The sequence below is a fragment of the Streptomyces sp. NPDC048349 genome, assembly GCF_040651925.1.
Classification (GTDB): Bacteria; Actinomycetota; Actinomycetes; order Streptomycetales; family Streptomycetaceae; genus Streptomyces.
In genome coordinates, this window is record NZ_JBEZLA010000059.1 from 8580 (window position 1) to 34041 (window position 25462).

Sequence of the window (25462 nt, forward strand, 5' to 3'; positions counted from 1 at the left end):
GTGGGGGGGGCGCCTGTTCTGGGGGTGCTGTTTCGGTGTGGGTTAGGGGTGGCGCGCCCCCCCCCTGGGGGGCGGGCTCTGGGGCGCATCCGGACCACCGGATGCGCCCCTCACTCATTTGGGTGAGAAGGCCTGCGAGCCGTGTCCGGGGCACCGGCCGGTCGGCACAATCGTTGCGGCCGAGGGGAGGCCGCGATGATCGGGGAGATGCCCCAGGTGCGCCGGGTGTGCGTCTTCGCGTGGGGCGGCGCCGCGGTGTCCTGGGAGCTGTCGACCCCGGGGCGGCTGGTGCCGAGCCTGACCACGTGCGCGGCGTTCCTGCTGCTGGCGACGGGCTGTGCGCTGCACATCCGGCGCGAGTTGGTGGCGGAGCTGCGGCGGTCGCAGGAGATCGCGGGGGCCGCGCAGCGGGCCGTGCTGCGGCCGCTGCCCGGACGCATGGCCGGGCTGACGCTTGCCGCCGCGCAGCTGTCGGCGAACCGGGGCGCGGCGGTGGGCGGGGACCTGTACGAGGCCGTGCCGACGGTGCACGGCGTGCGGGTGGTCATCGGGGACGTACGGGGGCACGGGCTGCCGGCGCTGGGCGCTGCCGCGGCGGTCCTGGGGGCCTTCCGCGAAGCGGCGTACGACGAGGTGTCGCTGGGCGGCGTCCTCGTGCGGATGGAGCGGGCGCTGGGCCGGCACGTCCGCGACCGCGCCCGGTCCGAGCATCCCGCGTCCTGCCCGTCCGAGCCGCAGTCGCCGTCGGCCGAGGAGTTCGTGACGGTCCTGCTCCTCCAGATCGCCCCGGACGGCACCCTCCTGGCCCTGAACTGCGGTCACCCGTGGCCGTACCTGCTGCGTCCGGCGGCGGTCCCGGAGCCCTGCGCTCCGCGCAGCCGGGGCTCCGCCCCAGACCCCGCGCCTCACACGCCGGCGGGGCTGGATGCGGCCGAGCCGGCCTCGAAGGTGCCGCCTGCCAACCCAGCCCCGCCGGCGTGTGAGGCGCGGGCGCGGAGCGCCGTACGGGGTACGGGGCGGAGCCCCGGTTTCGGGAAGGGGCGGGGTGGGGGAGGCTCCGCGCAGCGGCCCACGCACGTGCAGGCCCTGGCCGGCGAGACACTGCCCCCGCTCGGGGTGGTGTCCGTACCAGCGGACGTTCAGCCGGACCCTGTTGGCGAACTGGGGCCCGGCGACACCCTGTTCCTGTACACCGACGGCGCCGGGGAGGCCCGCAACGCCGCCGGTGCGTTCTTCCCCCTGCCCAGCGTCCTCGCAGGGGCAGCGGCACCGCTCACGCCCGCGCGGCTGGTGGCGGGCGTGCACGCGGCCCTGCTCCGGCACACCGGTGGGCGGCTCGCCGACGACGTCGCCCTGCTGGTGCTCCGCGACGACCGGTCCTGACCGGGTCGGACCGGTCCGGCCAGGCCGGTTCCGCCGGGCCCGGCGACCAACCGGGCGCCGGCGGAACCGGCACGCCGCCCGCCTGCCGTGGAGTGTCGGGCAGACAGCAGGACGGGCGGCGGTGACGGGTCGTCGCACTGTACGAGGGGGAGCCGACGACCCGAGCCGCCTCTTGGCGAGGCCCTTAAGTGAAGCGCCCCCCGGCCCCCCGGCGGCAGAGTGCGTATCGCATTTATGCGCGTACGTGGTTCACACCCCGTGTGAACCACGGACCCACTAGCCTGAGACCGACGAGCCCTGGGAGCGGCCCATGCAGCCAAACGTCCTGCTCGACGCCCTCCTCGCCGAGGCGGGCATGTCCCACGCCGGACTCGCCGCGTACGTGAACCAGGCGGGCCGCACCCGCGGACTCGCCCTGCGCTACGAACACACCGCCGTCACCCGGTGGTTGAAGGGACAGCGGCCCCGCGGCCAGGTCCCCGACCTGATCTGCGAGGTGCTCGGGGGCCGGTTGAAGCGGCCCGTCGGGCTGGACGACATCGGCCTCGGCGTCCCGGGCCTGCCCGTCTCACCGCACGCGTCCCCGCTCAGCGGGTTCGTGGACCGCGCCGCCGCGCTGTGGCGTGCCGACGGGCAGGCCCGGACCCAACTGCTCACGGCACAGGCCGTCACCGGGACCCCCGCCGTCATCCCGGTCTGGGAATGGGAGAACCCGCCCGAGGACGCCGACGTCTCCCGCGAGGGCCCGGACAGGATCGGGCCCGAGCACATCGAGATCCTGCGGGCCGCCCGCGCGCACTACGAGCTGATGTACCGCCGGGCCGGCGGGGTGGCCACCCGGGACCGGATCGTCCGCTTCCTTGGCAGTGAGACGGCGCCCATGCTGCGCGGCAGTTACCCCGACGCCCTCGGCCGGCGGCTGCACCGGGCCACCGGCTCCCTCGTGGCGGTGGCGGGGATCTGCGCGTACGACTCCGACGCCCACGGCCTCGCCCAGCGCTACTTCCACCAGGCCCTGCGCCTGGCCAAGGCGAGCGGGGACCGCGGACTCGGGGCGTACGTCATCGCGCTGATCGTCAACCAGTCCCTGCACCTGCGGGAGTACCGCCAGGCCGTGGCCTTCGCCGAAGCCGCGCTGCGCGCCGCCGGCCGGGACACGACCCCGGCGCTGACCGCCGACCTGTACGCGATGCAGGCCAAGGCCTACGCCCAACTCGGCGACTCCATGGCCGCGTTGGCCTGCATCCGGCACGCCGAGGCGGCGGCCGAGCGGATCAGCCCGGGCGCCGAACCGGACGAGACGGGCTACGTGCAGCCGGGGCTGGTCAACGTCCAGGTCGCCGAGGCCCTGCTCGGTCTGGGGGACCTCGCCGCCGCGCACGAACAGGCGACCGCGGCCGTCGGCACCCCCGCGCACGACCGCGGGCGGGTGCACCGCCTCGCGATGCTGTGCGAGATCCAGCTGCGGCAGGGAGAGGCGGACCGGGCGGTGGCGGCCGCGGCCGAAATGGCCGAGCGGGCCAAGGGGATGGAGTCGCTGCGGCTGCGCGACCGGCTGCGGGCGGTCCGCGAACAGCTGCTGACCAGCGGTTGTTCGGGCGCGGAGGAAACGGCCCAGCTCATCGACGGGGCGCTGCGCGTTCCCCTGTGACGGCTTCAGCTGCTGCCATGTTGCCACCGATCCGAACGGAAGGCGGCACAACCGTGCAGTGGACGAACCTGAGTGAGCAGACCGTGTACAAGAACCGCTGGTTCGACGTGAATCTCGCCGATGTGGAACTCCCCGACGGCCGGCACCTGGACCACTTCGTGATCCGGCTGCGCCCGGTCGCCGTCGCCACGGCCGTCAACGAGGCCAACGAGGTGCTGCTGCTGTGGCGGCACCGGTTCATCACCGACAGCTGGGGCTGGGAGCTGCCCGCGGGGGTGGTGGAGGACGGCGAGTCCGTGGAGAGCGCGGCGGCGCGGGAGATGGAGGAGGAGTCGGGCTGGCGGCCCGGACCGCTCCGGCACCTGATGACCGTGGAGCCGTCCAACGGGCTGACCGACGCCCGCCACCACCTCTACTGGGCGGACGGGGCCACGTACATCGGCCATCCCGAGGACGGCTTCGAGTCCTCGCGGCGGGAGTGGGTCCCCCTCAAGCTGGTGCCGGACATGATCGCGCGCGGGGAGATCCCGGCCGCCAACATGGCGGCCGGGCTGCTCCTGCTGCACCACCTCAGGCTCGGCATTGCCTAGTCCTAGCCGTACGGGTAGAAGCCCGAGCCGGTCTTGCGGCCCAGGCGGCCGGCGTCGACCATGCGCTGGAGCAGCGGGGGAGCGGCGTACAGCGGCTCCTTGTACTCGGCGTACATGGAGTCGGCGATCGAGGCGATGGTGTCCAGGCCGATCAGGTCGGAGAGCTTGAGCGGGCCCATCGGGTGGGCGCAGCCCAGCTCCATGCCGTTGTCGATGTCCTCGCGGCTCGCGATGCCGGACTCGAACATGCGGATCGCGGACAGCAGGTACGGGACGAGGAGCGCGTTGACGACGAAGCCGGAACGGTCCTGGGCGCGGACGGCGTGCTTGCCCAGCACGTCGCGCACCAGGGCCTCGGCCCGCTTGACCGTCTCCTCGCCCGTCGTCAGCGCCGGGATCAGCTCGACGAGCTTCTGCACCGGGGCCGGGTTGAAGAAGTGGATGCCGATGACCTGGTCGGGGCGGGAGGTCGCGACGGCCAGCTTGACGAGCGGGATCGAGGAGGTGTTGGAGGCCAAGATCGCGTCCGGGCGGGTCATCACCTGGTCGAGGACCTGGAAGATCTCCGTCTTGACCTGTTCGTTCTCCACGACGGCCTCGATCACCAGGTCGCGGTCGGCGAACTCGCCGAGGTCGGTGGTGAAGCTGAGGCGGGCCAGGGTGGCGTCCCGCTCCTCCTCGCTGATCTTGCCGCGTTCGGCGGCCTTGGTCAGCGAGTTGTGCAGCCTGGTGCGTCCGATCTCCAGGGCCTCGCCCGTGGTCTCGGCGACCTTCACCTCAAGACCGCTGCGGGCACACACCTCGGCGATGCCCGCGCCCATCTGGCCGCAGCCCACTACGCCGACGCGGGTGATGTCGGTCGGGAGGGTAGAGAGGTCCGTCACTTCGTGCCTTTCGCTGCTCATCCATCGCGGGTCCCCCGTGCTCACAGTGGTAACTGCTCTCCGGCGCCCGCCACGCCCCCCGACGTTACCCCCGACCTTGACCCCGGTGGCGGGCCGGGGCGGGCATGCTGGGCGCACGCAACGGGTTGTCACGCACAGGAACGGAGACGTCACATGACGTACATCGGGCGCCGGGGGCTGCTGGCGGGGACCGCGTGGGCGCTGGCGGGGGCGACGGGCGGCCGGGCGGCGCCGGCCCGGGCGGCGGCCTCCCCGCCCTCGCGCCATGCGGCGACCACGCAGTTCCGGGGCATGTGGATCGCCTCCGTGTCCAACGTGGACTGGCCGTCCCGCAGCGGGCTCACCGCCGCGCGGCAGCGCAGCGAGCTGCTCGGCCTCCTCGACACCGCGGTGCGCCGCCGCCTGGGCGCGGTGATCCTCCAGGTCCGGCCGGCGGCCGACGCCTTGTGGCCCTCACGGCTGGAACCCTGGTCGCAGTGGTTGACGGGGGAGCAGGGGGTGGACCCGGGCTGGGACCCGCTGGGCACGGCCGTCGCGGAGGCGCACGCCCGGGGTCTGGAACTGCACGCCTGGTTCAACCCCTACCGCGTGGCCAACCACACCGACCTCGACCGGCTGGCGTCCGCGCACCCGGCCCGGCGCAACCCCGAGTGGACCGTGGAGTACGGCGGCAAGCTGTTCTACAACCCCGGTCTGCCCGAGGTGCGGCTCTTCGTCCAGGAGGCCATGCTCGACGCCGTTTCCCGCTACCCGGTGGACGGGGTGCACTGGGACGACTACTTCTACCCGTACCCGGTGGAGGGGGAGGAGTTCGACGACGACGAGGCCTACGAGGAGTACGGGGCGGACTTCCGCTCCCGGGCCGCCTGGCGCCGCCACAACACCGACACCCTGGTGCGGGAGATGTCGCAGCGGCTGCGGGAGGTCCGGCCGGCGGCCCGGTTCGGCGTCAGCCCGTTCGCGATCTGGCGCAACTCCGACCGGGACCCGCTCGGTTCACCCACACGGGCGGGCATCGCGACGTACGACGACCTGTACGCGGACACCCGCAAGTGGGTCACCGAGGGCTGGATCGACTACATCGTGCCGCAGGCCTACTGGCACATCGGGCACCCGACCGCCGACTACGCGGACATCGTCCCCTGGTGGGCGCGGACGGTCGCGGGCACGGGCGTGGAGCTGTACGTGGGGGAGGCGCTGTACCGCTGCGAGGCGGACAGCCCCGAACCGGCCTGGCGCGATCCGGGGGAGCTGTCGCGCCACCTCGCCTTCGCCGGGCGATATCCGGAGGTCCGCGGCCACGCGTACTTCTCGGCGAAACACGTGGCCGCGGACCCCAACGGAGCGATGGCCCGGGTGGTCGCCGACCACTACGGATCGGCGGCGGTGCCGCGCTGATTCAGTGCTCGGGTTCTCCTGGGTGGCGGACCGTGCAGTCGGGTCCGGGGGCCATCAGGGCCTCGTGACCGTCCTGGAAGCGGACCCGGTACGGGGGGGTTCCGTTCTCGCCCAGCACCTGGGTGATCTCGCCCACCTTGTCGTGCTGTCCGACGATCCTGCCGTGCTGCACCAGCTGGTCGCCCTCGGTCGCGCGCATAACTGACCTCCTCGGTGGCGGTCCGATCCGGTGCTAGCAGTTTAGGTCGTTCCGCGGCTATTTGACCCGTTGGGTCACCGCGATGCAGACGAGCACCGCGCAGGCGGCCACCGGGGCGGCCGGGGACAGCCGCTCGCCGAGCAGGGCGACCGACCAGACCAGTGTCAGGAGGGGCTGGGCGAGCTGGAGCTGGCTGGCCCGGGGCGCGCCGATCTCGGCCATGCCGCGGTACCAGACGTACAGGCCGAGGAAGGTGGACCCGGCCGCCGCCCAGACCAGGCCGGCCACTCCATGGCCCGTGAGGTGGACCGGTTCGTACGCGAGCCCCAGCGCGGAGCCGGCCAGGCTGAGCGGCAGGCACAGCACCAGGGCCCAGCCGATCACCTGCCAGCCCGGCAGGGTCCGGGCGAGCCGGCCGCCCTCGGTGTACCCGGCGGCGCACACCAGCAGGGCGCCGAACAGGTAGGCGTCCCCGGCCGAGAGCGAACCGCCGCTCTGGGCCACCGTGAACGCGAGGACCACACCGGCTCCGGCCAGCGCCGCCGCCCAGAACCGGCGCGAGGGCCGGGCCCCGGTGCGCAGCGCGGAGAGCGCGGCCGTGGTCAGCGGCAGCAGCCCGACCACGACGGCGGCGTGCGAGGTCGTGGAGGTGGTCAGCGCGAGGGTGGTGAGCAGGGGGAACCCGACGACCACCCCGGCGGCGACGACAGCCAGGCCCGCCCAGTGCGCGCGGGCGGGCAGCGGGACCCGGCGGGCCAGCAGGAAGGCGCCGGCGATCGCGGCCGCCAGGACGCTGCGCAGCGCGACCATCGACCACGGGCCGAAGCTCTCCAGCCCCCACGCGGTCGCGGGGAACGTGAGGGAGAAGGCGATCACGCCGAGCGAGGCCAGGGCGGTCCCGGTGGCGGCGCCGCGGGACGATCCGGTCACCGCTATCGTCGGGGGGAGAGTAGCGCTATTCTGTGCTGTCATGTATGAGCGTAGCAGTGTGGCGGAGCTGGCAGAATCTCTGCGGTCCGAACTGAACCGCTACTCGATGGGTGGAAAGCTCCCCTCGAGTCGGGCCCTGGTCGAGCGCTACCGGGTCAGCCCCGTGACCGTCTCCCGGGCCCTGGCGCAGCTCGCTGCCGAGGGCCTGGTCGTCACCCGGCCCGGCGCCGGGGTCTTCCGCGCCCGGCCGCGTACCTCGGCCCCGGCGCCCGGGGACACCTCCTGGCAGGAGGTCGCCCTCAGCGCCGAGGGCGGCGGGGAGATCGTCCCGCGCTCCGTGGACGCCACCGGGGTGCTCGGCTCGCTGACCACCCCGCCGCCCGGGGTGATCGAGCTCAACGGCGGCTACCTGCACCCCTCCCTCCAGCCCGAACGGGCCATGGCGGCCGCGCTGGCCCGGGCCGGGCGGCGGCCCGGGGCCTGGGGGCGGCCGCCCCTCGAGGGCCTGCCCGAGCTGCGCGACTGGTTCGCCCGGGAGATCGGCGGGCCGGTCGTGGCCGCCGACGTCCTGGTCACCGCAGGCGGACAGAGCGCCCTGGCCACCGCCCTGCGGGCGCTGGCCCCGCCCGGGGCGCCGATCCTGGTGGAGTCGCCCACCTACCCGGGACTGCTGGCCATCGCGCGCGCCTCGGGCTGTCGGCCCGTGCCGGTCCCGGTGGACGCCGACGGAGTCCGGCCGGAGCTGCTCGCCGCCGCCTTCGAAGCCACCGGGGCGCGGGTCTTCGTATGCCAGCCGCTGTTCCAGAACCCGACCGGGGCCGTGCTGGCTCCCGGGCGGCGGGCCGAGGTGCTGCGCATCGCCCGGGCCGCCGGGGCCTTCGTCGTCGAGGACGACTACGCCCGGGCCCTGGCCCACGAGGACTGCGGGCCGCTGCCCGCCACGCTGGCCGCCGAGGACGCCGACGGCGTGGTCGTGCACGTGCGCTCCCTCACCAAGGCGACCTCGCCCAGCCTGCGGGTGGGCGCCCTCGCCGCCCGGGGCCCGGTCGTGGACCGGCTGCGCGCCATCCAGGTCGTGGACAGCTTCTTCGTGCCCCGGCCGCTCCAGGAAGCCGCCCTGGAGCTGGTCGGCGCGCCCGCCTGGCCCCGCCACCTGCGGACCGTCTCCGCCGAGCTGCGCCACCGCCGGGACGTCCTCGCCGGGGCGCTGCGACGGGAACTCACGGGCCTGGAACTGCCGCACGTGCCGTCCGGCGGCTACCAGCTGTGGGTGCGGCCGGGCGGTGGGGGGGACGACGCCGCGTTCGCCGCGGCCGCCCTGCGCGCGGGGGTCGCCGTCGCGCCCGGCCGCCCTTACTTCTGCGCCGAGCCGCCCGGTCCGCACGTCCGGCTGAGCTTCGCGGGGGTCTCGGGGCCGGGAGAGCTGGTGGAGGCGGTCCAGCGGCTGCGGGCGGCGCTCGGCGCAGACGCTTGACCCCGTGCGGTGCGCGGCCCACCATCACCGCATGCATGTTCGGGTCTCGCTCGTTGCCGCAGCCCGCAGTTCCCCGCTGCTCACCGAGCGCTTCGACGACGACCGTCCGCTCGACGGGGCGGGCTGGCACGCGGTGGAGTCGGCCGCCCCCGGGCTGGTCCCGCTGGGCGCCGCGGAGCTGCGCTACTGCTCGCCCACCCCGCGCAGCAGGGCCACCGGCGAGGCGCTCGGGTACGCGCCGCTGGCCCAGCCCGCGCTCCGCGAGTGCGACATGGGCCGCTGGCGCGGGCTGACGCTCGCCGAGGTGACCGCCCGTGAACCGGGGGCGGTGGACCTCTGGCTCACCGACCCGCGCGCCGCCCCGCACGGCGGCGAGTCGCTGCTCGCCTTCATCTCCCGCATCGGCGGCTGGCTCGATACGCGGCCCGCGGACGACGGCGGCGCGATCGTGGCGGTGGCGGAGCCCTCGGTCGTGCGGGCGGCCCTGGTCTACGCGTTGCAGGCGCCGCCGCTGACCTACTGGAACGTGGACGTGCGGCCGCTGTCCACGATGACCCTGACGGGCTGGTCGGGGCGCTGGCACCTGTCCCTGCAGGCCCCGGTGTAAAGCGGTTGAGCGGGCCCCGGCGCGGTCCTAGCCTGCGGGGATGACCGGGATACTGATCACCACACTGGCGGAGCGGCCCGAACTCGCGGGCCGGCTCTGGGACATGGAGGACTCCTGGCCCGAGTTCGTCCAGCACGACGCGCCGGCCTGGCTGCTGTACCCGTGGATGGTGGCCGAGCTGCCGCAGTACGTCCTGGTCGCCACGGACCGCGACGCGGTGGTCGCCCGGGGGTTCAGCGTGCCCTTCGCCCAGCACGCGCCGGGCCGCGACGGGGTGCTGCCCGCGCAGGGCTGGGACCGGGTCCTGATGTGGGCCTTCTCCGACCTGCGGCGCGGGACCGCACCGGACACGGTGAGCGCCATCGAGATCTCCGTCGCCGCGGACCGGCAGGGCGAGGGCCTGTCCGGCCGGATGCTGGCCGCGATGCGCGACAACGCCCGCGCCCGTGGCTTCGCCGAGGCCGTGGCCCCGGTCCGGCCGAGCGGGAAGCCGGCCGAGCCGGACGCCTCGATCCACGAGTACGCGTACCGCACCCGCGGGGACGGCCTCCCGCACGACCCGTGGCTGCGCGTCCACGTCCGCGCGGGCGGGGTCATCGACTCGGTGGCCCCCCTCTCGATGACGATCACCGGCTCGCTCCCGCAGTGGCGCGAGTGGACCGGCCTGCCCTTCGACACCCCGGGCCCGGTCCACGTCCCGGGCGCCCTGGCCCCGGTCCACTGTGATCCCGAACAGGGCTACGCGGTCTACGTGGAGCCGAACGTGTGGGTCCGCCACCGCCTGGGCTCGGCCTAAGGGGTCCAGCCGGGGAGGGTCGGGAGTACCGCCTCCGCGACGCGGAGTACGACCGCGTCGTCCGGTACCGCGCCGTCCGCGCGCCACAGGGTGACCTCGTAGGTGTTGCCGCCGTCCTGAGCGTCCTGGGCCACCATCAGGACGCGGGCCGGGAGGCCGGCCGAGCTGCCGGAGTCGCTCCCGCCGGGACGGAACCCGATCCGGATGGTGCGGTCCGAGTAGAAGGCCGCGGGACGGCCCAGGACGGTGCGCGGCGGCGCGCCGTCCCCGAGGAGCTTGGCGGACGTGGCCACCGTGAGGCTGCCGTAGGTCGCCGACAGCGTCACCGTGTAGGTCTCGAACTCGACCCGGGCGGAGGGAGTGGCGACCTCCTTGCCGCTGCTGCCGATCCTCACGACGCCGTTGCCGCCGCCGGCGCTCTTCGCGCGCTGCCCGGGTGTGCCCAGCAGGTCGGCGAGGTCGGGTCGGTACAGCGTTTCGCACAGCTGTTTTCCGGAGAGGTGCGGGGTCTGCTTCCCCGGGTCCCCGTCCACGCAGGTGACGGGGCGCTGCTCCGAGCCCGAGGCCGGCGTGTTCCCCTGTGCGTCCCCCCACAGCCACAGGCCGAAGCCCAGGGCCGGCACCAGGAGCAAGGCCGTGGCCGCCTGCCGCCAAGCTGCCGCGCCCCTGTTCGGCGCGTCGTTGTCCTCGGTCATGTCCCCCACCCCGTGGTCCCCCGGTACGTGCCCGGGGACCTTATCCCGTGATCATCTACCGGAGAAGTTCTTTGCATAAAAGTGCGGCGATACGTATAGTCATGCCATCAAGGAGGAGGGTCCGATGGTGGTACGTGTAGCGGTGGCCGGAGCGAGCGGATACGCGGGCGGTGAAGTCCTGCGCCTGCTGCTCTCCCACCCCGAGGTCGAGATCGGCGCGCTGACCGGCCACTCCAACGCCGGAGAGCTGTTCGGCAACCTGCAGCCGCACCTCGGACCGCTCGCCGGGCGGACCCTGGAGCCGACCACTCCCGAGGTCCTCGCAGGCCACGACGTGGTGTTCCTCGCGCTCCCGCACGGCCAGTCCGCCGCCGTCGCCGCCCAGCTCGGCGAGGACGTCCTCGTCATCGACATGGGCGCCGACCACCGGCTCAAGGACTCCGCCGACTGGGCCGCGTTCTACGGCGGCACCCACGCCGGGACCTGGCCCTACGGCCTTCCCGAGCTCCCGGGCGGCCGCGCCGCCCTCGCGGGAACCAAGCGCGTCGCCGTCCCCGGCTGCTTCCCCACCGCCGTCTCGCTCGCGCTCTTCCCCGCCTACCAGGCGCGGCTCGCCGAGCCCGAGGCCGTGATCGTCGCCGCCACCGGCACCTCCGGCGCGGGCAAGGCGCTCAAGACGAACCTGCTCGGCTCCGAGGTGATGGGCACGGTCACTCCGTACGGCGTGGGCGGCGTGCACCGGCACACCCCCGAGATGGTGCAGAACCTCTCCCCGTTGGCCGGGGAGCGGGTCTCCGTCTCCTTCACCGCGAACCTCGTGCCCATGCCGCGCGGCATCCTCGCCACCTGCTCCGCCAAGGCCCTCCCCGGCACCACCGCGGAATCGCTGCGCGCCGCCTACGAGAAGGCCTACGAGGAGGAGCCCTTCGTCCAGCTCCTCCCCGAGGGCCGGTGGCCGACCACGAAGTCCGTGCAGGGTTCCAACGCCGTCCAGATCCAGGTCGCCCACGACGCGTCCGCCCAGCGGATCATCGCCATCAGCGCCATCGACAACCTGACCAAGGGCACCGCCGGCGGCGCGGTGCAGAGCATGAACATCGCCCTCGGGCTCCCCGAGCAGCTCGGACTTTCCACGATCGGAGTGGCACCGTGAGCGTCACGGCAGCACAGGGATTCACGGCGGCGGGCATCGCCGCCGGGATCAAGGCAAACGGCAACCCCGACCTGGCCCTCGTGGTCAACAACGGGCCGCGTCTGGCCGCCGCGGGCGTCTTCACCTCCAACCGCGTCAAGGCCGCCCCCGTGCACTGGTCCGAGCAGGTCCTGCGCGGCGGCACCGTCAGCGCGGTCGTCCTGAACTCCGGCGGCGCCAACGCCTGCACCGGCCCCAAGGGCTTCCAGGACACGCACGCCACCGCCGAGAAGGTCGCCGCCGCCCTCGGCGGCGAGTTCAACGCCGGCGAGATCGCGGTCGCGTCCACCGGCCTGATCGGCGTCCTGCTCCCCATGGACAAGCTGCTGCCCGGCATCGAGACCGCTGCCGCCGCCCTGTCCGCGGACGGCGGCGAGGCCGCCGCCATCGCCATCAAGACCACCGACACCGTGCACAAGACGGCCACCGTCTCGCAGAACGGCTGGACCGTCGGCGGCATGGCCAAGGGCGCGGGCATGCTCGCCCCCGGCCTGGCCACCATGCTCGTCGTCCTCACCACCGACGCCGACCTGGACAGCGCCGCCCTCGACACGGCGCTGCGCGCCGCCACCCGCACCACCTTCGACCGGGTCGACTCCGACGGCTGCATGTCCACCAACGACACGGTGCTGCTGCTGGCCTCCGGCGCCTCCGGCACGGTCCCGGCGCACGAGGAGTTCGCCGACGCCGTACGGGCCGTCTGCGACGACCTGGCCCGCCAGCTGATCGGGGACGCCGAGGGCGCCAGCAAGGACATCCGCATCGAGGTCATCGGCGCGGCCAGCGAGGACGACGCGGTCGAGGTCGGCCGGTCCATCGCCCGCAACAACCTGCTCAAGTGCGCCATCCACGGCGAGGACCCGAACTGGGGCCGGGTGCTCTCCGCCATCGGCACCACCAAGGCGGCCTTCGACCCGGACCGGCTGAACGTGGCCATCAACGGGGTCTGGGTCTGCAAGAACGGCTCGGTCGGCGAGGACCGCGACCTGGTGAGCATGAAGGACCGCGAGGTCCGCATCACCGCCGACCTGGCCACGGGCGGGGAGTCGGCCGTCATCTGGGCCAACGACCTCACGGCGGAGTACGTTCACGAGAACAGCGCGTACAGCTCATGAGCACGGCGAGGAAGCACACCGCGCTGCCCAAGGCCCAGATCCTCATCGAGGCGCTGCCCTGGCTGACCCGCCACAACGGCAAGGTCGTCGTCATCAAGTTCGGCGGCAACGCCATGATCGACGAGGACCTCAAGGCCGCCTTCGCCCAGGACGTGGTCTTCCTGCGGCAGGCCGGCCTCAAGCCGGTCGTGGTGCACGGCGGCGGCCCGCAGATCAATGCCCAGCTCGACAAGCAGGGCCTGGTCAGCGAGTTCAAGGCGGGCCTGCGCGTGACCACCCCGGAGGCCATGGACGTCGTCCGGATGGTCCTGGCGGGCCAGGTCCAGCGCGAGCTGGTCGGGCTGCTCAACCAGCACGGGCCGCTCGCGGTCGGCATGACGGGCGAGGACGCCCGGACCATCACCGCCACCAAGCACACCCCCGAGATCGAGGGCGAGCTCGTCGACATCGGGCGGGTCGGGGAGATCACCGCCATCGACACCGGCGCGATCGAGGCACTGCTGGCGGACGGGCGGATCCCGGTGATCTCCTCCATCGCGCGCAGCGCCGACGACCACCACGTCTACAACGTGAACGCGGACACGGCCGCGGCGGCGCTCGCCGCGGCGCTCGGCGCGGAGACCCTGATGGTCCTCACGGACGTCGAGGGCCTGTACGCGGACTGGCCCCACAGCGACGAGGTCATCAGCCGGCTCACGGTCAGCCAGCTGGAGAAGCTGCTGCCCGAGCTGTCCAGCGGCATGGTGCCCAAAATGGAGGGCTGCCTGCACGCCGTGCGCAATGGAGTCACCACCGCCCGCGTGATCGACGGGCGGGTCCAGCACTCGATCCTGCTGGAGATCTTCACCGACGAGGGAATCGGCACGATGGTCGTGCCCGACGGACAGGGAGGGGAGCCCCGGTGACCACCGGCAACGAGGAGTACCGCACCCGCTGGCAGGGTGCGCTGACCAACAACTACGGAACCCCCGCGCTGACCCTCGTACGCGGCGAGGGCGCCCAGGTCTGGGACGCGGACGGCAAGCAGTACACCGACTTCGTCGGCGGCATCGCGGTCAACGCGCTCGGCCACGCCCACCCGGCGGTCGTCGAGGCCGTCACCGGCCAGATCGGGACGCTGGGCCACGTCTCCAACCTCTACGCCTCCGAGCCGGTCATCGCGCTCGGCGAGCGGCTGCTCCAGCTCTTCGGCCGCCCCGGCAAGGTGTTCTTCTGCAACTCCGGCGCCGAGGCCGTCGAAGCCGCCTTCAAGATCGGCCGGCTGACCGGGCGGACCCACATGGTCTCCACCACGGGCGGGTTCCACGGCCGGACCATGGGCGCCCTCGCGCTCACCGGCCAGCCCAAGAAGCAGGAGCCCTTCCTGCCCCTGCCCGGTGACGTCACGCACGTTCCGTACGGCGACGTCGAGGCGCTGCGGGCCGCGGTCACCGAGCGGACCGCCTTCGTCGTCATCGAGCCCATCCAGGGCGAGAACGGCGTCGTCGTGCCGCCCGCCGGATACCTGACGGCCGCCCGCGAGATCACCCGTGCCACCGGCACCCTGCTCGTCCTCGACGAGGTGCAGACCGGCATCGGACGGTGCGGACAGTGGTTCGAGCACCAGGCTCACGAGGGGGTCGAGCCGGACCTGGTCGCGCTCGCGAAGGGGCTGGGCGGCGGCCTGCCCATCGGCGCCGTCGCCGCCTTCGGAGCCGCCGCCGATCTGCTCCAGCCGGGCCAGCACGGCACCACCTTCGGCGGGAACCCGGTCGCCTGCGCCGCCGGGCTCGCCGTCATCGACACCATCGCCGCCGAAGGCCTGCTCGCGCAGGTCAAGGCACGCGGCGAGCGGCTGCGCTCCGGAATCGAGGCTTCCGGGCATCCGCTGGTCTCCCACGTCCGCGGTGCCGGCCTTCTGCTGGGTATGGTGCTGACCGAGCCCCTCGCACCCCGGGTGCAGCAGGCGGCTCAGGATGCCGGTTACCTGGTCAACGCGCCCGCCCCCGACGTCGTACGGCTCATGCCGCCGTACGTGCTGTCCGAGGCCGAGGCGGACGCGTTCCTCCGGGACCTGCCCGGCATCCTCGACGCGGCCCACGGGGACGGATCCGGAGAATGAGACGACGATGAGTCAGGCGCAGGACAACGAGCACGGTGGGCAGGCCGTCCCGCAGACCCGCACCGCCCGCCACCGCCGGATCGTGGACATCCTCAACCGGCAGCCGGTCCGCTCGCAGAGCCAGCTGGCCAAGCTGCTCGCCGACGACGGGCTGAGCGTCACCCAGGCGACGCTCTCCCGGGACCTCGACGAGCTGGGCGCGGTGAAGATCCGCAACACCAACGGCGAGCTGATCTACGCGGTGCCCAGCGAGGGCGGTTTCCGTACGCCGCAGGCCCCGCTCGGCGAGTCGGCGAAGGAGGAGCGCATGCGGCGCCTCTCCGGGGAGCTGCTGATCTCGGCGGAGGCCTCCGCCAACCTCGTCGTCCTGCGCACGCCGCCGGGTGCGGCGCAGTTCCTCGCCTCCGCGATCGACCAGGCCGAACTCCGGGAGATCCTCGGCACGATCGCGGGCGACGACACCCTGATGCTGATCAGCCGCGATCCGACGGGCGGCCAGGCCCTCGCCGACCACCTGCTGCGCCTGGCCCAGAAGGAGGGGTAGGCCGGTCCTGCGGGCGCCGGGCGCCGGGCGCCGGGCGGCTGTGCACGGCGGCCTAGTAGCGCGTGATGTCCAAGGTCCCGGACTCGGTGCCGATCGCGATGTGCGGGCGGCGGTCCGGATCCGCCCAGCGCAGGATCTCCCGCATCGCTCCCGCGGGTACGGAGATGCAACCGGCCGTCGCGCCCTTGCCGTTGACGTGCAGGAAGATACCGGCGCCGCGGCCGCGGACGGGCTCGGCGTAGTTGAAGCCGATGACCAGCGCGTGGGCGTACTGGGTCTTGTACGTCACCAGGTGCTCCGCCTCGCCCGGCGCGCAGTGCGCCGGCAGCGGCTCCACCCAGCGGTTGTAGGCGGCGGACCGGTTGTCCTGGCACCACCACGAGTCGCGGGTCACGGGCCGATAGGGGTACTCCGTCCCCGCGGGCGCCCGCCGGATGCCGAAGGCGTACGGCAGGCCGTACAGGCCGGTCGGGGTGGTGTTCGTGCTCTGCACGCGGGTCGCGCCCTCCGTGAGGCCCTTCGCCCCGAAGCGGGCGGGCGCGCTCCCCGCCTCGTACCAACGCCCCGCCCACCGGTTCCACCAGGTCAGCCGCCCGGTCGTGGAACCGGGGGCGGGCGCGACGGCGGTGATCAACTGGCTGCCGCCGCCGGTGTCGGCGAGCAGGGCGGGGAGCGGGGGCTGACCCGGGAAGCCCTGCGGGAGCAGGGCGGTGACGATCAGTGAGCCCGTGACGAGGGCAGTACGCAGCACATGTCAGACGGTACGGGGCGGAAGGGGCAAAGGCAGCGCAGGCAGGCCGTCGACGCTCGTTCCGATGAACTCCTTCTTCTCGCAGTACGCCCCGAACTCCTCGTCCGTCTTGCGGCCGAAGTACTCCGCGTGGAGGGTGCGTTCCCCCTGGTACTCCATGAGGGGTACGGCGTATCCGCACACATCGGCGATGCGCCGGGCACGGACGAGGATGATGGCCCGGGCGGCCGGCCCGTCGGCCTCGCCGAAGTGCCCGATCAGCTCCGCCCAGCGGGGGTCGTCACGGAAGACGGCCTCGCCCTCGCCGTGGATGCGCACGATGTTCGGCGGGCCGCTGAACGCACACCACATGAGCGTGATCCGGCCGTTCTCGCGGACGTGCGCGATGGTTTCGGCGCCGCTGCCGCCGAAGTCCAGGTAGGCGAGCCGCTGCTCGTCGAGGACGACGAGGGTGCCGGCGCGGCCCTTGGGGGACAGGTTGACGTGGCCGTCATCCGCGAGCGGGGCGGTGGCCGTGAAGAAGACCGGCTGCTCCTCGATGAACGTGCGCAGCCGGCCGTCTATGCGTTCGTGCAGTTTTCCCATGGGGATCATTATCCCGTCAGGCCGGACGCGGCGGGGGGAGTCCGAGCTGTGCACGCATCCGCCGCATGACGTAGTCGCTGAACAGTCCGGTGCAGCGGTCCAGCAGGGCGCCGACCTCGGGGTCGCGCACGGGCAGGTCCGGTGACCGCTCGGGCGACCACATGCTCTGCACGTGCTGCGCGGCGACCCGGCGCAGCCCCGGGTCACCGTCCGTCAGCAGCGCCACGGAGGCGCGGAGTCCGTCGATGCCGCCCCGGGCGTGCAGCACGCGGTAGGCGGCCCGACGGGTGTGCGGGGGGCGGTCCGGGGAGATCAGGGCCTGCAGCCAGTCGGCCGGGAGGCGCCCCGAGTCCGGGATGAGCCCGCGGGCGGCCTCCCGAGCCACCGCGGGTGACGGGTCGTCGAGCAGCGACCGGAGCAGGGCCGTCTCGGAGGTGTCCAGAACGCGCAGCCCGGCGAGGGCGGCGGCCCGTACCGCGTCACCGCCGGGGCCGGGCCGCTCCAGAAGGGCCCGCAGCAGCGGCGCGTCCGCCGGCTTCGCGCACTCGGCGAAACCGGCGACGGCGTACGGCGTGACCCGGGACGGATCCTCCACCAGCGCCCGGCAGTGGACGTAGGGGTCCCCGCCGTCCTGGCGCACCAGCCACCGGGCGCAGGCGCGGACCAGCGAGGAGCGGTCGGCCAGGTGGCCGGCGGCCTCGGCGGTGCGGCCGGCCCGGCGCAGGGCGGTGACCCCGCCCGCCCGCACCATCGGGAGGTGCCCGCCCAGCAGGTGGTCGACCGCCTCGTCGTCCGGTCCGTCGGCGGCCATGGCGGCCAGGGCGGCATCCGCCCAGAGCCGGGCCGTCGCCGGGTCGCGCTCCTCGGCGGCCCGGCGGGCCTTTTCGCGTACGCCGAACAGCCCGGCCTCCAGGGTGAGGCCGGTGGCGAACCGCCGGGTCGGCAGGTCGCCGCTGCGCCGCAGCCAGGCCAGGACGGTGTCGGGCTCCTCGCCGGTCATGGTCCGTGCGTCCCTGGCCGGGCGCCACCACCGCGCGGGACGCGCGGGGCGCCACAACGGAGCGGGCACCGGGTCCCCGGCGCGCAGCGCGGCCGCGAAGAGGTCGCGCGCCCAGACGCCCCGCTCCCGCCGGGCGAGCCGCAGCACGAGCGGGGTGAGCTCGATCAGCGTGCGGGAGGGGTCGGCGGCCAGCGCCTCGGCGAGCACCGCCCGGGCGCGTTCGCGGACGGCCGGGACCCAGTCGGCGCACCGGATCGCGACGAGCGGGAGCAGCGGGCGCGCGGCGTCGAGCGCGGCCTCGCGGATCCGGCCGTCGGGGTGGCACAGGCGGACCTCGATCCGGTCGGCGGCGCGCCCCCGGTGCCAGGGCGAGTGGGCGCGCCGGATCTCGGAGTCGAAGGCGAGCCAGGAGACGGGCAGGACGGGGCGCCGGACGCCGCCGATTCCCATGCGCTCGCCCCGCAGCAGGCCCGCCGCGGCGGCCCGGCCCTCTTCGACCTGCTGTTCCAGCGCGGCTCCCATGGCCCCTCCCCATCCGGTCCGGACCGCCGATCGTAGCCCTGGCCCTCGCGTGGCGCCTCTGAGATACGGCCTGGTCGCAGGCCCGGTCCTGGTACCGATTGACGAAACATACGGAGTAGCGCATAGTTATGCCTACTGGAGTGCATCCCGCCGCGACCTCGCCGGTCCCGCCGGTCCAGCCCGAGCCGTCCGACGACCCACGGACCAGACGGCCTCTCCGTTACCTCCGCGACGGGGAGGCCGTTGCACACCCGAAGCCATGCAGTCTTGAGGAGCAAAGCTGTGAGCAGCAACAACGGTGACGTCCGGCTCTGGGGCGGACGCTTCGCCGACGGGCCCGCCGAGGCCCTCGCGAAACTGTCCGCGTCGGTCCACTTCGACTGGCGCCTCGCGCCGTACGACATCGCGGGCTCCCGTGCCCACGCCCGCGTGCTGCACAAGGCGGGCCTGCTCACGGCCGACGAGCTCGAGCGCATGATCGCCGGACTGGACCGGCTCGAGGCCGACGTGGCCGCGGGCACCTTCGTCGGCACCATCGCCGACGAGGACGTGCACACCGCACTGGAGCGCGGCCTGCTGGAGCGGCTCGGCGCCGACCTCGGCGGCAAGCTGCGGGCCGGCCGGTCCCGCAACGACCAGGTGGCCACCCTCTTCCGGATGTACCTGCGCGACCACGCCCGGATCATCGGCGGGCTCATCGCCGACCTCCAGGACGCGCTGGTCGGCCTCGCCGAGACCCACGCGGACGTGGCGATGCCCGGCCGGACGCACCTCCAGCACGCGCAGCCGGTGCTCTTCGCCCACCACGTACTGGCCCACGTGCAGTCCCTGTCCCGGGACGCGGAGCGGCTGCGCCAGTGGGACACCCGGACCGCGGTCTCCCCGTACGGCTCGGGCGCGCTGGCCGGCTCCTCCCTCGGCCTGGACCCGGAGGCCGTCGCCGCCGACCTGGGCTTCGAGCGGGGCTCGGTCGGCAACTCCATCGACGGCACGGCCTCGCGCGACTTCGTTGCCGAGTTCGCCTTCGTCACCGCGATGATCGGGATCAACCTGTCCCGGATCGCAGAGGAGATCATCATCTGGAACACGAAGGAGTTCTCCTTCGTGACCCTGCACGACGCCTTCTCCACCGGCTCGTCGATCATGCCGCAGAAGAAGAACCCGGACATCGCGGAGCTGGCGCGCGGCAAGTCGGGCCGGCTCATCGGCAACCTGACGGGCCTGCTCGCCACCCTCAAGGCGCTGCCCCTGGCCTACAACCGGGACCTCCAGGAGGACAAGGAGCCGGTCTTCGACTCCTGCGACACCCTCGAGGTCCTGCTGCCGGCCTTCACCGGCATGATGGCCACCCTCACGGTCAACCGGGAGCGCATGGAGGAACTGGCTCCGGCCGGCTTCTCGCTCGCCACCGACATCGCGGAGTGGCTGGTCAAGCAGGGCGTGCCGTTCCGTGTCGCCCACGAGGTGGCCGGCGAGTGCGTCAAGGAATGCGAGGCGCTCGGCATCGAGCTGGAGGAGCTCACCGACGAGCAGTTCGCGAAGATCTCGGAACACCTGACCCCCGAGGTCCGCGGCGTCCTCAACGTGCCCGGCGCCCTGGCCTCCCGCAACGGCCGCGGCGGCACCGCCCCTTCGGCGGTCGCCGTCCAGCTGACCGAGCTGAAGGCGGACCTGGTCATCCAGCACGCCTGGGCCGCGCACAAGCAGTAGGCGGCACCGCCCCGAGGGGGCGGCCGGGGTGGACGGACCCCGGCCGCCCCCTCCGGCATGCGCCGCGCCTCTCCGTACCCACAGGAACCGAACGGTCCGCGAGGAGCGTGGTGGACGGTGTTCCGATCATGGAGAACGAGGAGACGGGGAGACGATGGTGCACACCTCGGGAACCGGTCCGTCCCGGCGCGCGGTACTGGCACTCGGTACGGGGACCGTCCTGTTCAGCGGCCTGGCCGCGGCGGCCGCGGGCCCGGCCCACGCCGCGGAGCCGGCGGCCGCGGTGCCCCGGCGGCTGCGGGAGCTGGAACGGGAGCACTCCGCCAGGCTGGGCGTGTTCGCCCGCCACACGGGCACGGGCCGGACGGTGGTGTACCGCGCGGACGAGCGGTTCCCGATGTGTTCGGTCTTCAAGGGGCTCGCCGCCGCGGCCGTCCTGCGGGACCTCGACGAGGACGGCGCGTTCCTCGCGCAGCGCATCCGGTACACGCAGGAGTACGTCACGGCGTCGGGGTACGGCCCGGAGACCGGCAAGCCCGAGAACGTGGCCAACGGCATGACGGTCGGGGCCCTGTGCTCCGCCTCCGTCAGCCTGAGCGACAACGCCGCCGCCAACCTGCTCCTCGAGCACCTGGGCGGCCCCACGGCGATCACCCGCTTCAGCCGCTCGCTCGGGGACCGGATCACCCGGCTGGACCGCTGGGAACCCGCACTGAACTCGGCGGAACCCGGCCGGGTGACCGACACCACCAGCCCCCGGGCCATCGGGAGGACGTACGCGCGGCTGCTCCTCGGCGACGCGCTGGCGCCGGGGGACCGGGAGATGCTGACCGGCTGGCTGATCGCCAACACGACGAACACCGAGCGGTTCAAGGCCGGCCTCCCCGCGGACTGGATCCTGGCGGACAAGACAGGTGGCGGGCACGAGTACGGGGTGGCCAACGACGTGGGGGTGGTGTGGCCGCCGGACGGCGCCCCGATCGTGATGGCGGTCCTGACGACCAAGCCGGGCTCGCCGACCGGCCCCCGGGACAACGTGCTCGTCGCCGAGACCGCCCGGCTGCTGGCCTCGGCCCTCACCTGATCCCGGCCCGCCCTGCCGACCCCGGCCCGCCCCTGCTCACCCGGCCCGCCCTGCCGACCCCGGCCCGCCCCTGCTCACCCGGCCCGCCCTACGCCGCCCAGTCGCGCAGCGCGTCGAAGTCGGGCCGGGTCAGCCCGATCCGCTCGTCGACGCGCAGGAGCAGCGCCCGCGCGGGGTGGCGCTGGTCGACGTACTCGTGGTCCATGGCCGTGATGTCGTCGTCGATCCACGCGAAAGGCCGGGCGCCCGCGTAGTCGAGGATGTACTGGGTCTTCCAGAAGGTGCCCCGCGGCGCCCGGCCGTGCATCGCCGGCCAGTCGATGTAGGGGAGTCGGGGCAGGCCCAGGTGCGGCCCTATCCAGTCGTTCGCCTCGTCCTTCCACGTCGTGGCCCACACGAGCTCGTACGAGTCCGCGAGCGCGAGCAGGTCCGCGCCGTGGGCGCGGTTGAGCCAGACGCGCAGGGGCTTCGCGCTCTCGGCGACCGTCCAGCCCGTCGGGCGCATCCGGTGGGTGCGGTAGCCCTCGGGGCGGCGCTGTGCCTTCGCCGCGTAGGGGTTCAGCGGTCCGTCGACGTCGATCAGCAGCAGTGGCTTCATGGTGCGCAGGATTCCTTTCCGGCTGCTCGAGGACAGCTCGTTTTTCGCGTGAGGGGGACGTGATGTCCGCTCCGGTCGCCTCCGGCGGACCGGAAACCGGATTGCTCCGGCCTGCGTGCGGGGGTTTGATGTCCCTTTTGCACGCTGCTCGTCCAGGAGAAGGGGAGCTCGACTCGATGACCACGTCTGCGGTGATCCGCCCGCTGGCACCGAGCGAAGAGACATTCGCGAGGGCCGGCGTGTACATGGGCTATGCGGTGCGGGTGTCCGGCAGCTTGGACGTGGCGGCGCTCGCCGCGGCCTACCAAGCGGTGGTGCGGGCCCATCCGGTGCTCGGCGCGCGGCTGGAGCCGGCGGACGGCGAGGGCTTCGATCTGGTCGCCGCGTCGGCGGGAACACCGGGAATCACGGTGGTGGACGGGGATGAGGATCAGCTGGTCCACGGCCCGGAGTTCGATCAGCGTACCGTCCTCAGCCACGTGTCCGTGGTGCGCGACGGCGACACCGCCGACGTGACGCTGTTCACCCACCACAGCATCGCGGACGCCTGTCACTCGCTGGCCGTGCTCGCCGAGTTGTGGTCGTGCTACACGGATGTGGTGACGGGGCGTTCGCCCGAGCGCGAGGTACGTCCGTATCCGGTGCCGGTCGAGGAACTGCTCGCCCAGCGCGGCATCGAGAAGAGGGCCTGGCCGGTGCCGGCGGGGCCGCAGGCCGCCGAACAGGCCGCGGTCGAACCGGTGGTCGCCCCACCGGCCGTCGCCGCAGCACCCGTCGGCGGTGGCCGGCACGTCCCGCCGCTGGTCGCGCGCTGCCACCTGTCGGTCGACGAGACCGCCGCGCTCGTCGAGCTCGGGCACCGGGAGGGCGTCACGATCAACGGTCTGGTCTCGGCCGCGATCCTCTTGAGCGACGCCGAGATCCGCGGACTTCCGCTGACCGAGATGATCTACCTCTATCCGGTGGACCTGCGCACGCGGCTCACGCCGGCGGTCGGCACGACCGACGGCACCAACCTGCTCGGGGCCGCACGATACCTGCCCGCGGCCGGGACGACCGGGCTGGTCGAGCTGGGCCGCAGCATCTGCGCCTCGCTGGCGGCGGCCATCGCCGAGGGCGTCGTGCAGCAGACACCGCTGCACGTCCCCGAGAAGAGCACGGCAGGCGTGACGCCGCCCCCGGGCATGCTGCTCGTCACCAACTGGGGCCGGGTCCCGGCGCCGCGGATGCCCCGAGGACTCCGGGCCACCGACTTCCGCTCGGTCCTCACCTCGGCGCCGGGCCCGCACCACCCCAGCGGCGGCGCCTGCGTGATCAGTACCTTCGGGGGCCGTCTGAGCATCGAGATCCACCACACCGAAGCGGTGGCCCCGCAGCAGCGACAGCGCGCCGACAGCATCAGCGCCAGGCTGCGCGGCGCCCTCGCCCAGCTCGACCCACCTCGGTGAGACGTCAGCGTCTCATTCGGGGTATGCTTGTCTCATGGCCATGGATCGTGACCAGGTGCTCCGCGACGCGGCGGCCCTGCTCTCCCGCAAATCGACCGCCACGATGGACGAGGTCGCCCGTGCCGCGGGCATCGGGCGCGCGACGCTCCACCGGCACTTCGCCGGGCGCGACGCGCTCGTACGGGCCCTCGAGGAACTCGGCATCCGGGAATTCGAGGTGGCCTTCGACAACGCCCGCCTCGACGAGGGCACGGCCGTGGACGCCCTGAAGCGGCTCGTCGCCGCGACCGAGCCCAACGCCCAGCTGCTGGCCTTCCTCGTGACCGAGAACCAGCTCTTCGAGGGCGACCAGGTCAACGAGGGATGGGCCCGCCTCGACGCCCGCGTCGGCGCGCTCTTCCGGCGGGGCCAGGCCGAGGGCGACATCCGGATCGACCTGAGTCCCGCCTGGCTCACCGAGGCCCTCTACGGCCTCATCGGCACCTGCGCCTGGGCCGTCATGGACGGCCGGGTCGCCGCCAAAGACTTCCAGTACATGATCATCGAGCTGTTGCTCGGTGGCGCAAGACGGAGTGTGCAGAAATGACCGGAACCGAGCAGCTGAGCCGGACGAAGGAGGCGGGGGCGAAGAGCTCCGGGCGCTGGCTCGCGCTCTCCGTGCTCGTCCTGGCCGTGCTGCTGGTCGCGGTGGACGCGACCGTACTCGGTCTGGCCACGCCCTCCCTCAGCGAAGACCTCAAGCCGTCCGGCACGCAGCTGCTGTGGATCGGCGACATCTACTCCTTCGTCATCGCCGGACTGCTCGTCTCCATGGGCTCCCTCGGCGACCGCATCGGCCGCAAGAAGCTCCTGCTGGCCGGCGCCACGGCCTTCGGCGCCGTCTCGGTGCTGAACGCCTACGCGACCAGCCCCGAGATGATGATCGTCGCCCGGGCCCTGCTCGGCGTGGCCGGCGCGACGCTGATGCCGTCCACCCTCGCGCTGATCCGCAACATCTTCCACGACCCCAGGGAGCGCAGCCTCGCCATCGGCATCTGGGGCGCCACCGCCTCGGCCGGCGCGGCCGTCGGCCCGGTCGTCGGAGGGGCCCTGCTCCAGCACTTCTACTGGGGATCGGTCTTCCTCATCAACCTCCCCGTGATGATCGTCCTGGTCGTCGTCGGCATCCGGCTGCTGCCCGAGTCCAAGAACCCCGTCGCGGGCCCCTGGGACCTGTTCAGCGTCGGCCTCTCCCTCGTCGGGGTCATCGGCGTCGTGTACGCCGTCAAGGAAGTCGCCACCCACGGCATGACCTGGGGCGTCTGGGCCGCCGCCGTCATAGGCGCCGGCTGCCTGTACGCCTTCGTCCGCCGCCAGTTCAGCCTGCCGTCCCCGCTGCTCGACATGCGCCTCTTCAAGCACCGCGGTTTCTCCGGTGCGGTCCTCGCCGACCTGCTCACCGTCTTCGGGCTCTCCGGCCTGGTCTTCTTCCTCTCCCAGTTCCTCCAGCTCGTCCAGGGCCGCGACCCGCTGGAGGCGGGACTGGCCGAACTGCCCGCCGCCATCGGCGCGGTGGTCACCGGTCTGGTCGCGGGCCGGTACGCGCGCCGCTACTCGGTGCGCTCCGTCGTCGCCGGCGGACTCGCCGCCATCGGCCTGGCCCTCGCCGTGCTGACCGTGATCCACAAGGACACCGGCTACCCGCTGCTCGGCGCGGCCCTGCTCGTCGTCGGACTCGGCGCCGGCTTCTCCTTCACCGTCACCGCCGACGTGATCCTCTCCAGCGTGCCCAAGGAGCAGGCCGGTTCGGCCTCGGCCGTCTCCGAGACGGCGTACGAACTCGGCGCCGCCCTCGGCATCGCCCTGCTCGGTTCCATCGTGACCGGCGTCTACCAGGGCTTCACCGCCCCCGCCGCCGTCGCCGGACCCGTCGCCGACGCAGCGCACGAATCCCTCGGCGGCGCCGTCGAAGCGGCCAGGGCACTGGACCCCCACACCGCCGGGCAGCTGGTGGGAGCGGCACAGGAGGCCTTCACGGACGGGCTGCGGCTCGCCTCCGGCGTGGGTGCGGCCGTCCTGCTGGCCACCGCCGCGGCCGCCTGGTTCCTGCTGAAGGGCCAGCGGCTCCAGGACGGCATCGAGCACTGACGTCCCGCCAGGGACGGCTCGTCGGCGCGGAGTTGACATTCCGTCGAAGCGCGGGAC

Annotated in this window: 25 protein-coding genes; 17 read left to right on the forward strand and 8 right to left on the reverse strand. The window is 73.4% G+C overall.

Annotation, left to right across the window (positions count from 1 at the left end; genetic code table 11):
• The first annotated feature begins 195 nt into the window (after positions 1-195).
• The 3 genes from AB0D44_RS27120 (at position 196) to AB0D44_RS27130 (ending at position 3624) form a co-directional block, all read left to right on the forward strand.
• Positions 196-1383 (forward strand): PP2C family protein-serine/threonine phosphatase, encoded by a 1188-nt coding sequence (locus tag AB0D44_RS27120; protein WP_362595593.1) that lies wholly within the window; start codon positions 196-198, stop codon positions 1381-1383.
• Between the two features lie 310 nt (positions 1384-1693).
• Positions 1694-3034 carry a transcriptional regulator gene (locus tag AB0D44_RS27125; protein ID WP_362595595.1) on the forward strand — a complete coding sequence of 447 codons (1341 nt, stop codon included), beginning with the start codon at positions 1694-1696 and terminating at the stop codon, positions 3032-3034.
• 53 nt (positions 3035-3087) lie between these two features.
• Positions 3088-3624: an NUDIX hydrolase gene (locus AB0D44_RS27130; RefSeq protein ID WP_362595597.1), complete on the forward strand. Its 537-nt coding sequence runs from the start codon at positions 3088-3090 to the stop codon at positions 3622-3624.
• A 2-nt stretch (positions 3625-3626) separates the two neighbouring features.
• Here AB0D44_RS27130 and AB0D44_RS27135 read toward each other — a convergent pair whose 3' ends face one another.
• Positions 3627-4529 carry a 3-hydroxybutyryl-CoA dehydrogenase gene (locus AB0D44_RS27135; RefSeq protein WP_362595599.1) on the reverse strand — a complete coding sequence of 301 codons (903 nt, stop codon included), beginning with the start codon at positions 4527-4529 and terminating at the stop codon, positions 3627-3629.
• Positions 4530-4682: 153 nt separating this feature from the next.
• On the opposite strand from AB0D44_RS27135, the gene AB0D44_RS27140 reads away from it, so the two are divergent.
• The gene (locus tag AB0D44_RS27140; protein ID WP_362595601.1) at positions 4683-5927 is read left to right on the forward strand and encodes a family 10 glycosylhydrolase; all 1245 of its coding nucleotides are present in this window, start codon (positions 4683-4685) and stop codon (positions 5925-5927) included.
• A 1-nt stretch (position 5928) separates the two neighbouring features.
• Here AB0D44_RS27140 and AB0D44_RS27145 read toward each other — a convergent pair whose 3' ends face one another.
• Entirely contained in the window at positions 5929-6126 is a 198-nt protein-coding gene (locus AB0D44_RS27145; RefSeq protein ID WP_362595603.1) for a DUF1918 domain-containing protein, read from the reverse strand.
• Positions 6127-6183: 57 nt separating this feature from the next.
• Positions 6184-7098, reverse strand: coding sequence for a DMT family transporter (locus AB0D44_RS27150; RefSeq protein ID WP_362595605.1), 915 nt, complete (start codon positions 7096-7098; stop codon positions 6184-6186).
• On the opposite strand from AB0D44_RS27150, the gene AB0D44_RS27155 reads away from it, so the two are divergent.
• Genes AB0D44_RS27155 through AB0D44_RS27165 form a run of 3 tightly spaced genes read left to right on the forward strand, consistent with a single transcriptional unit; the run spans position 7097 to position 9933 of the window.
• The gene (locus tag AB0D44_RS27155) at positions 7097-8530 is read left to right on the forward strand and encodes a PLP-dependent aminotransferase family protein (protein ID WP_362595607.1); all 1434 of its coding nucleotides are present in this window, start codon (positions 7097-7099) and stop codon (positions 8528-8530) included. The two genes, AB0D44_RS27150 and AB0D44_RS27155, sit on opposite strands and share 2 nt — an antisense overlap.
• A gap of 31 nt (positions 8531-8561) precedes the next feature.
• On the forward strand, positions 8562-9137 hold the full coding sequence (locus AB0D44_RS27160; protein WP_362595609.1) for a histidine phosphatase family protein: 576 nt from the start codon (positions 8562-8564) through the stop codon (positions 9135-9137).
• 40 nt (positions 9138-9177) lie between these two features.
• A complete protein-coding gene (locus AB0D44_RS27165; protein WP_362595611.1) occupies positions 9178-9933 on the forward strand; it encodes an N-acetyltransferase in 756 nt (251 codons plus the stop codon).
• Here the strand turns inward: AB0D44_RS27165 and AB0D44_RS27170 are convergent.
• The gene (locus tag AB0D44_RS27170; protein WP_362595613.1) at positions 9930-10628 is read right to left on the reverse strand and encodes a DUF6215 domain-containing protein; all 699 of its coding nucleotides are present in this window, start codon (positions 10626-10628) and stop codon (positions 9930-9932) included. The genes AB0D44_RS27165 and AB0D44_RS27170 overlap by 4 nt on opposite strands.
• A gap of 124 nt (positions 10629-10752) precedes the next feature.
• On the opposite strand from AB0D44_RS27170, the gene argC reads away from it, so the two are divergent.
• Genes argC through AB0D44_RS27195 form a run of 5 tightly spaced genes read left to right on the forward strand, consistent with a single transcriptional unit; the run spans position 10753 to position 15580 of the window.
• Positions 10753-11781, forward strand: coding sequence for an N-acetyl-gamma-glutamyl-phosphate reductase (gene argC / locus AB0D44_RS27175; RefSeq protein ID WP_362595615.1), 1029 nt, complete (start codon positions 10753-10755; stop codon positions 11779-11781).
• Positions 11778-12935 carry a bifunctional glutamate N-acetyltransferase/amino-acid acetyltransferase ArgJ gene (argJ, locus tag AB0D44_RS27180; RefSeq protein WP_362595617.1) on the forward strand — a complete coding sequence of 386 codons (1158 nt, stop codon included), beginning with the start codon at positions 11778-11780 and terminating at the stop codon, positions 12933-12935. Before argC ends, argJ begins: the two co-directional genes overlap by 4 nt.
• Positions 12932-13840 (forward strand): acetylglutamate kinase, encoded by a 909-nt coding sequence (gene argB / locus AB0D44_RS27185; RefSeq protein WP_362595619.1) that lies wholly within the window; start codon positions 12932-12934, stop codon positions 13838-13840. Before argJ ends, argB begins: the two co-directional genes overlap by 4 nt.
• Positions 13837-15036, forward strand: coding sequence for an acetylornithine transaminase (locus tag AB0D44_RS27190; RefSeq protein ID WP_362595621.1), 1200 nt, complete (start codon positions 13837-13839; stop codon positions 15034-15036). The genes argB and AB0D44_RS27190 overlap by 4 nt, the downstream gene beginning before the upstream one ends.
• A gap of 7 nt (positions 15037-15043) precedes the next feature.
• Positions 15044-15580 (forward strand): arginine repressor, encoded by a 537-nt coding sequence (locus tag AB0D44_RS27195; protein WP_362595623.1) that lies wholly within the window; start codon positions 15044-15046, stop codon positions 15578-15580.
• A gap of 52 nt (positions 15581-15632) precedes the next feature.
• Here AB0D44_RS27195 and AB0D44_RS27200 read toward each other — a convergent pair whose 3' ends face one another.
• Genes AB0D44_RS27200 through AB0D44_RS27210 form a run of 3 tightly spaced genes read right to left on the reverse strand, consistent with a single transcriptional unit; the run spans position 15633 to position 18438 of the window.
• Positions 15633-16301 (reverse strand): L,D-transpeptidase family protein, encoded by a 669-nt coding sequence (locus AB0D44_RS27200; RefSeq protein ID WP_362595663.1) that lies wholly within the window; start codon positions 16299-16301, stop codon positions 15633-15635.
• Positions 16302-16334: 33 nt separating this feature from the next.
• The gene (locus AB0D44_RS27205) at positions 16335-16916 is read right to left on the reverse strand and encodes a pyridoxamine 5'-phosphate oxidase family protein (RefSeq protein ID WP_362595625.1); all 582 of its coding nucleotides are present in this window, start codon (positions 16914-16916) and stop codon (positions 16335-16337) included.
• Between the two features lie 16 nt (positions 16917-16932).
• Entirely contained in the window at positions 16933-18438 is a 1506-nt protein-coding gene (locus tag AB0D44_RS27210) for a hypothetical protein (protein ID WP_362595626.1), read from the reverse strand.
• A 282-nt stretch (positions 18439-18720) separates the two neighbouring features.
• Between AB0D44_RS27210 and argH the strand changes: the two genes are divergently transcribed.
• Together argH and bla are read left to right on the forward strand one after the other, a co-directional pair.
• Entirely contained in the window at positions 18721-20148 is a 1428-nt protein-coding gene (gene argH / locus AB0D44_RS27215; RefSeq protein WP_362595628.1) for an argininosuccinate lyase, read from the forward strand.
• Positions 20149-20302: 154 nt separating this feature from the next.
• Entirely contained in the window at positions 20303-21232 is a 930-nt protein-coding gene (gene bla / locus AB0D44_RS27220; RefSeq protein WP_362595630.1) for a class A beta-lactamase, read from the forward strand.
• A gap of 88 nt (positions 21233-21320) precedes the next feature.
• Here bla and AB0D44_RS27225 read toward each other — a convergent pair whose 3' ends face one another.
• The gene (locus AB0D44_RS27225; RefSeq protein WP_362595632.1) at positions 21321-21830 is read right to left on the reverse strand and encodes an HAD domain-containing protein; all 510 of its coding nucleotides are present in this window, start codon (positions 21828-21830) and stop codon (positions 21321-21323) included.
• Between the two features lie 176 nt (positions 21831-22006).
• Between AB0D44_RS27225 and AB0D44_RS27230 the strand changes: the two genes are divergently transcribed.
• The 3 genes from AB0D44_RS27230 to AB0D44_RS27240 are packed head-to-tail and all read left to right on the forward strand — an operon-like array spanning position 22007 to position 25405.
• The gene (locus AB0D44_RS27230; protein WP_362595634.1) at positions 22007-23278 is read left to right on the forward strand and encodes a hypothetical protein; all 1272 of its coding nucleotides are present in this window, start codon (positions 22007-22009) and stop codon (positions 23276-23278) included.
• 34 nt (positions 23279-23312) lie between these two features.
• A complete protein-coding gene (locus AB0D44_RS27235; RefSeq protein ID WP_362595635.1) occupies positions 23313-23864 on the forward strand; it encodes a helix-turn-helix domain-containing protein in 552 nt (183 codons plus the stop codon).
• The gene (locus AB0D44_RS27240) at positions 23861-25405 is read left to right on the forward strand and encodes an MFS transporter (protein ID WP_362595637.1); all 1545 of its coding nucleotides are present in this window, start codon (positions 23861-23863) and stop codon (positions 25403-25405) included. Before AB0D44_RS27235 ends, AB0D44_RS27240 begins: the two co-directional genes overlap by 4 nt.
• The last annotated feature ends 57 nt before the right edge of the window (positions 25406-25462 follow it).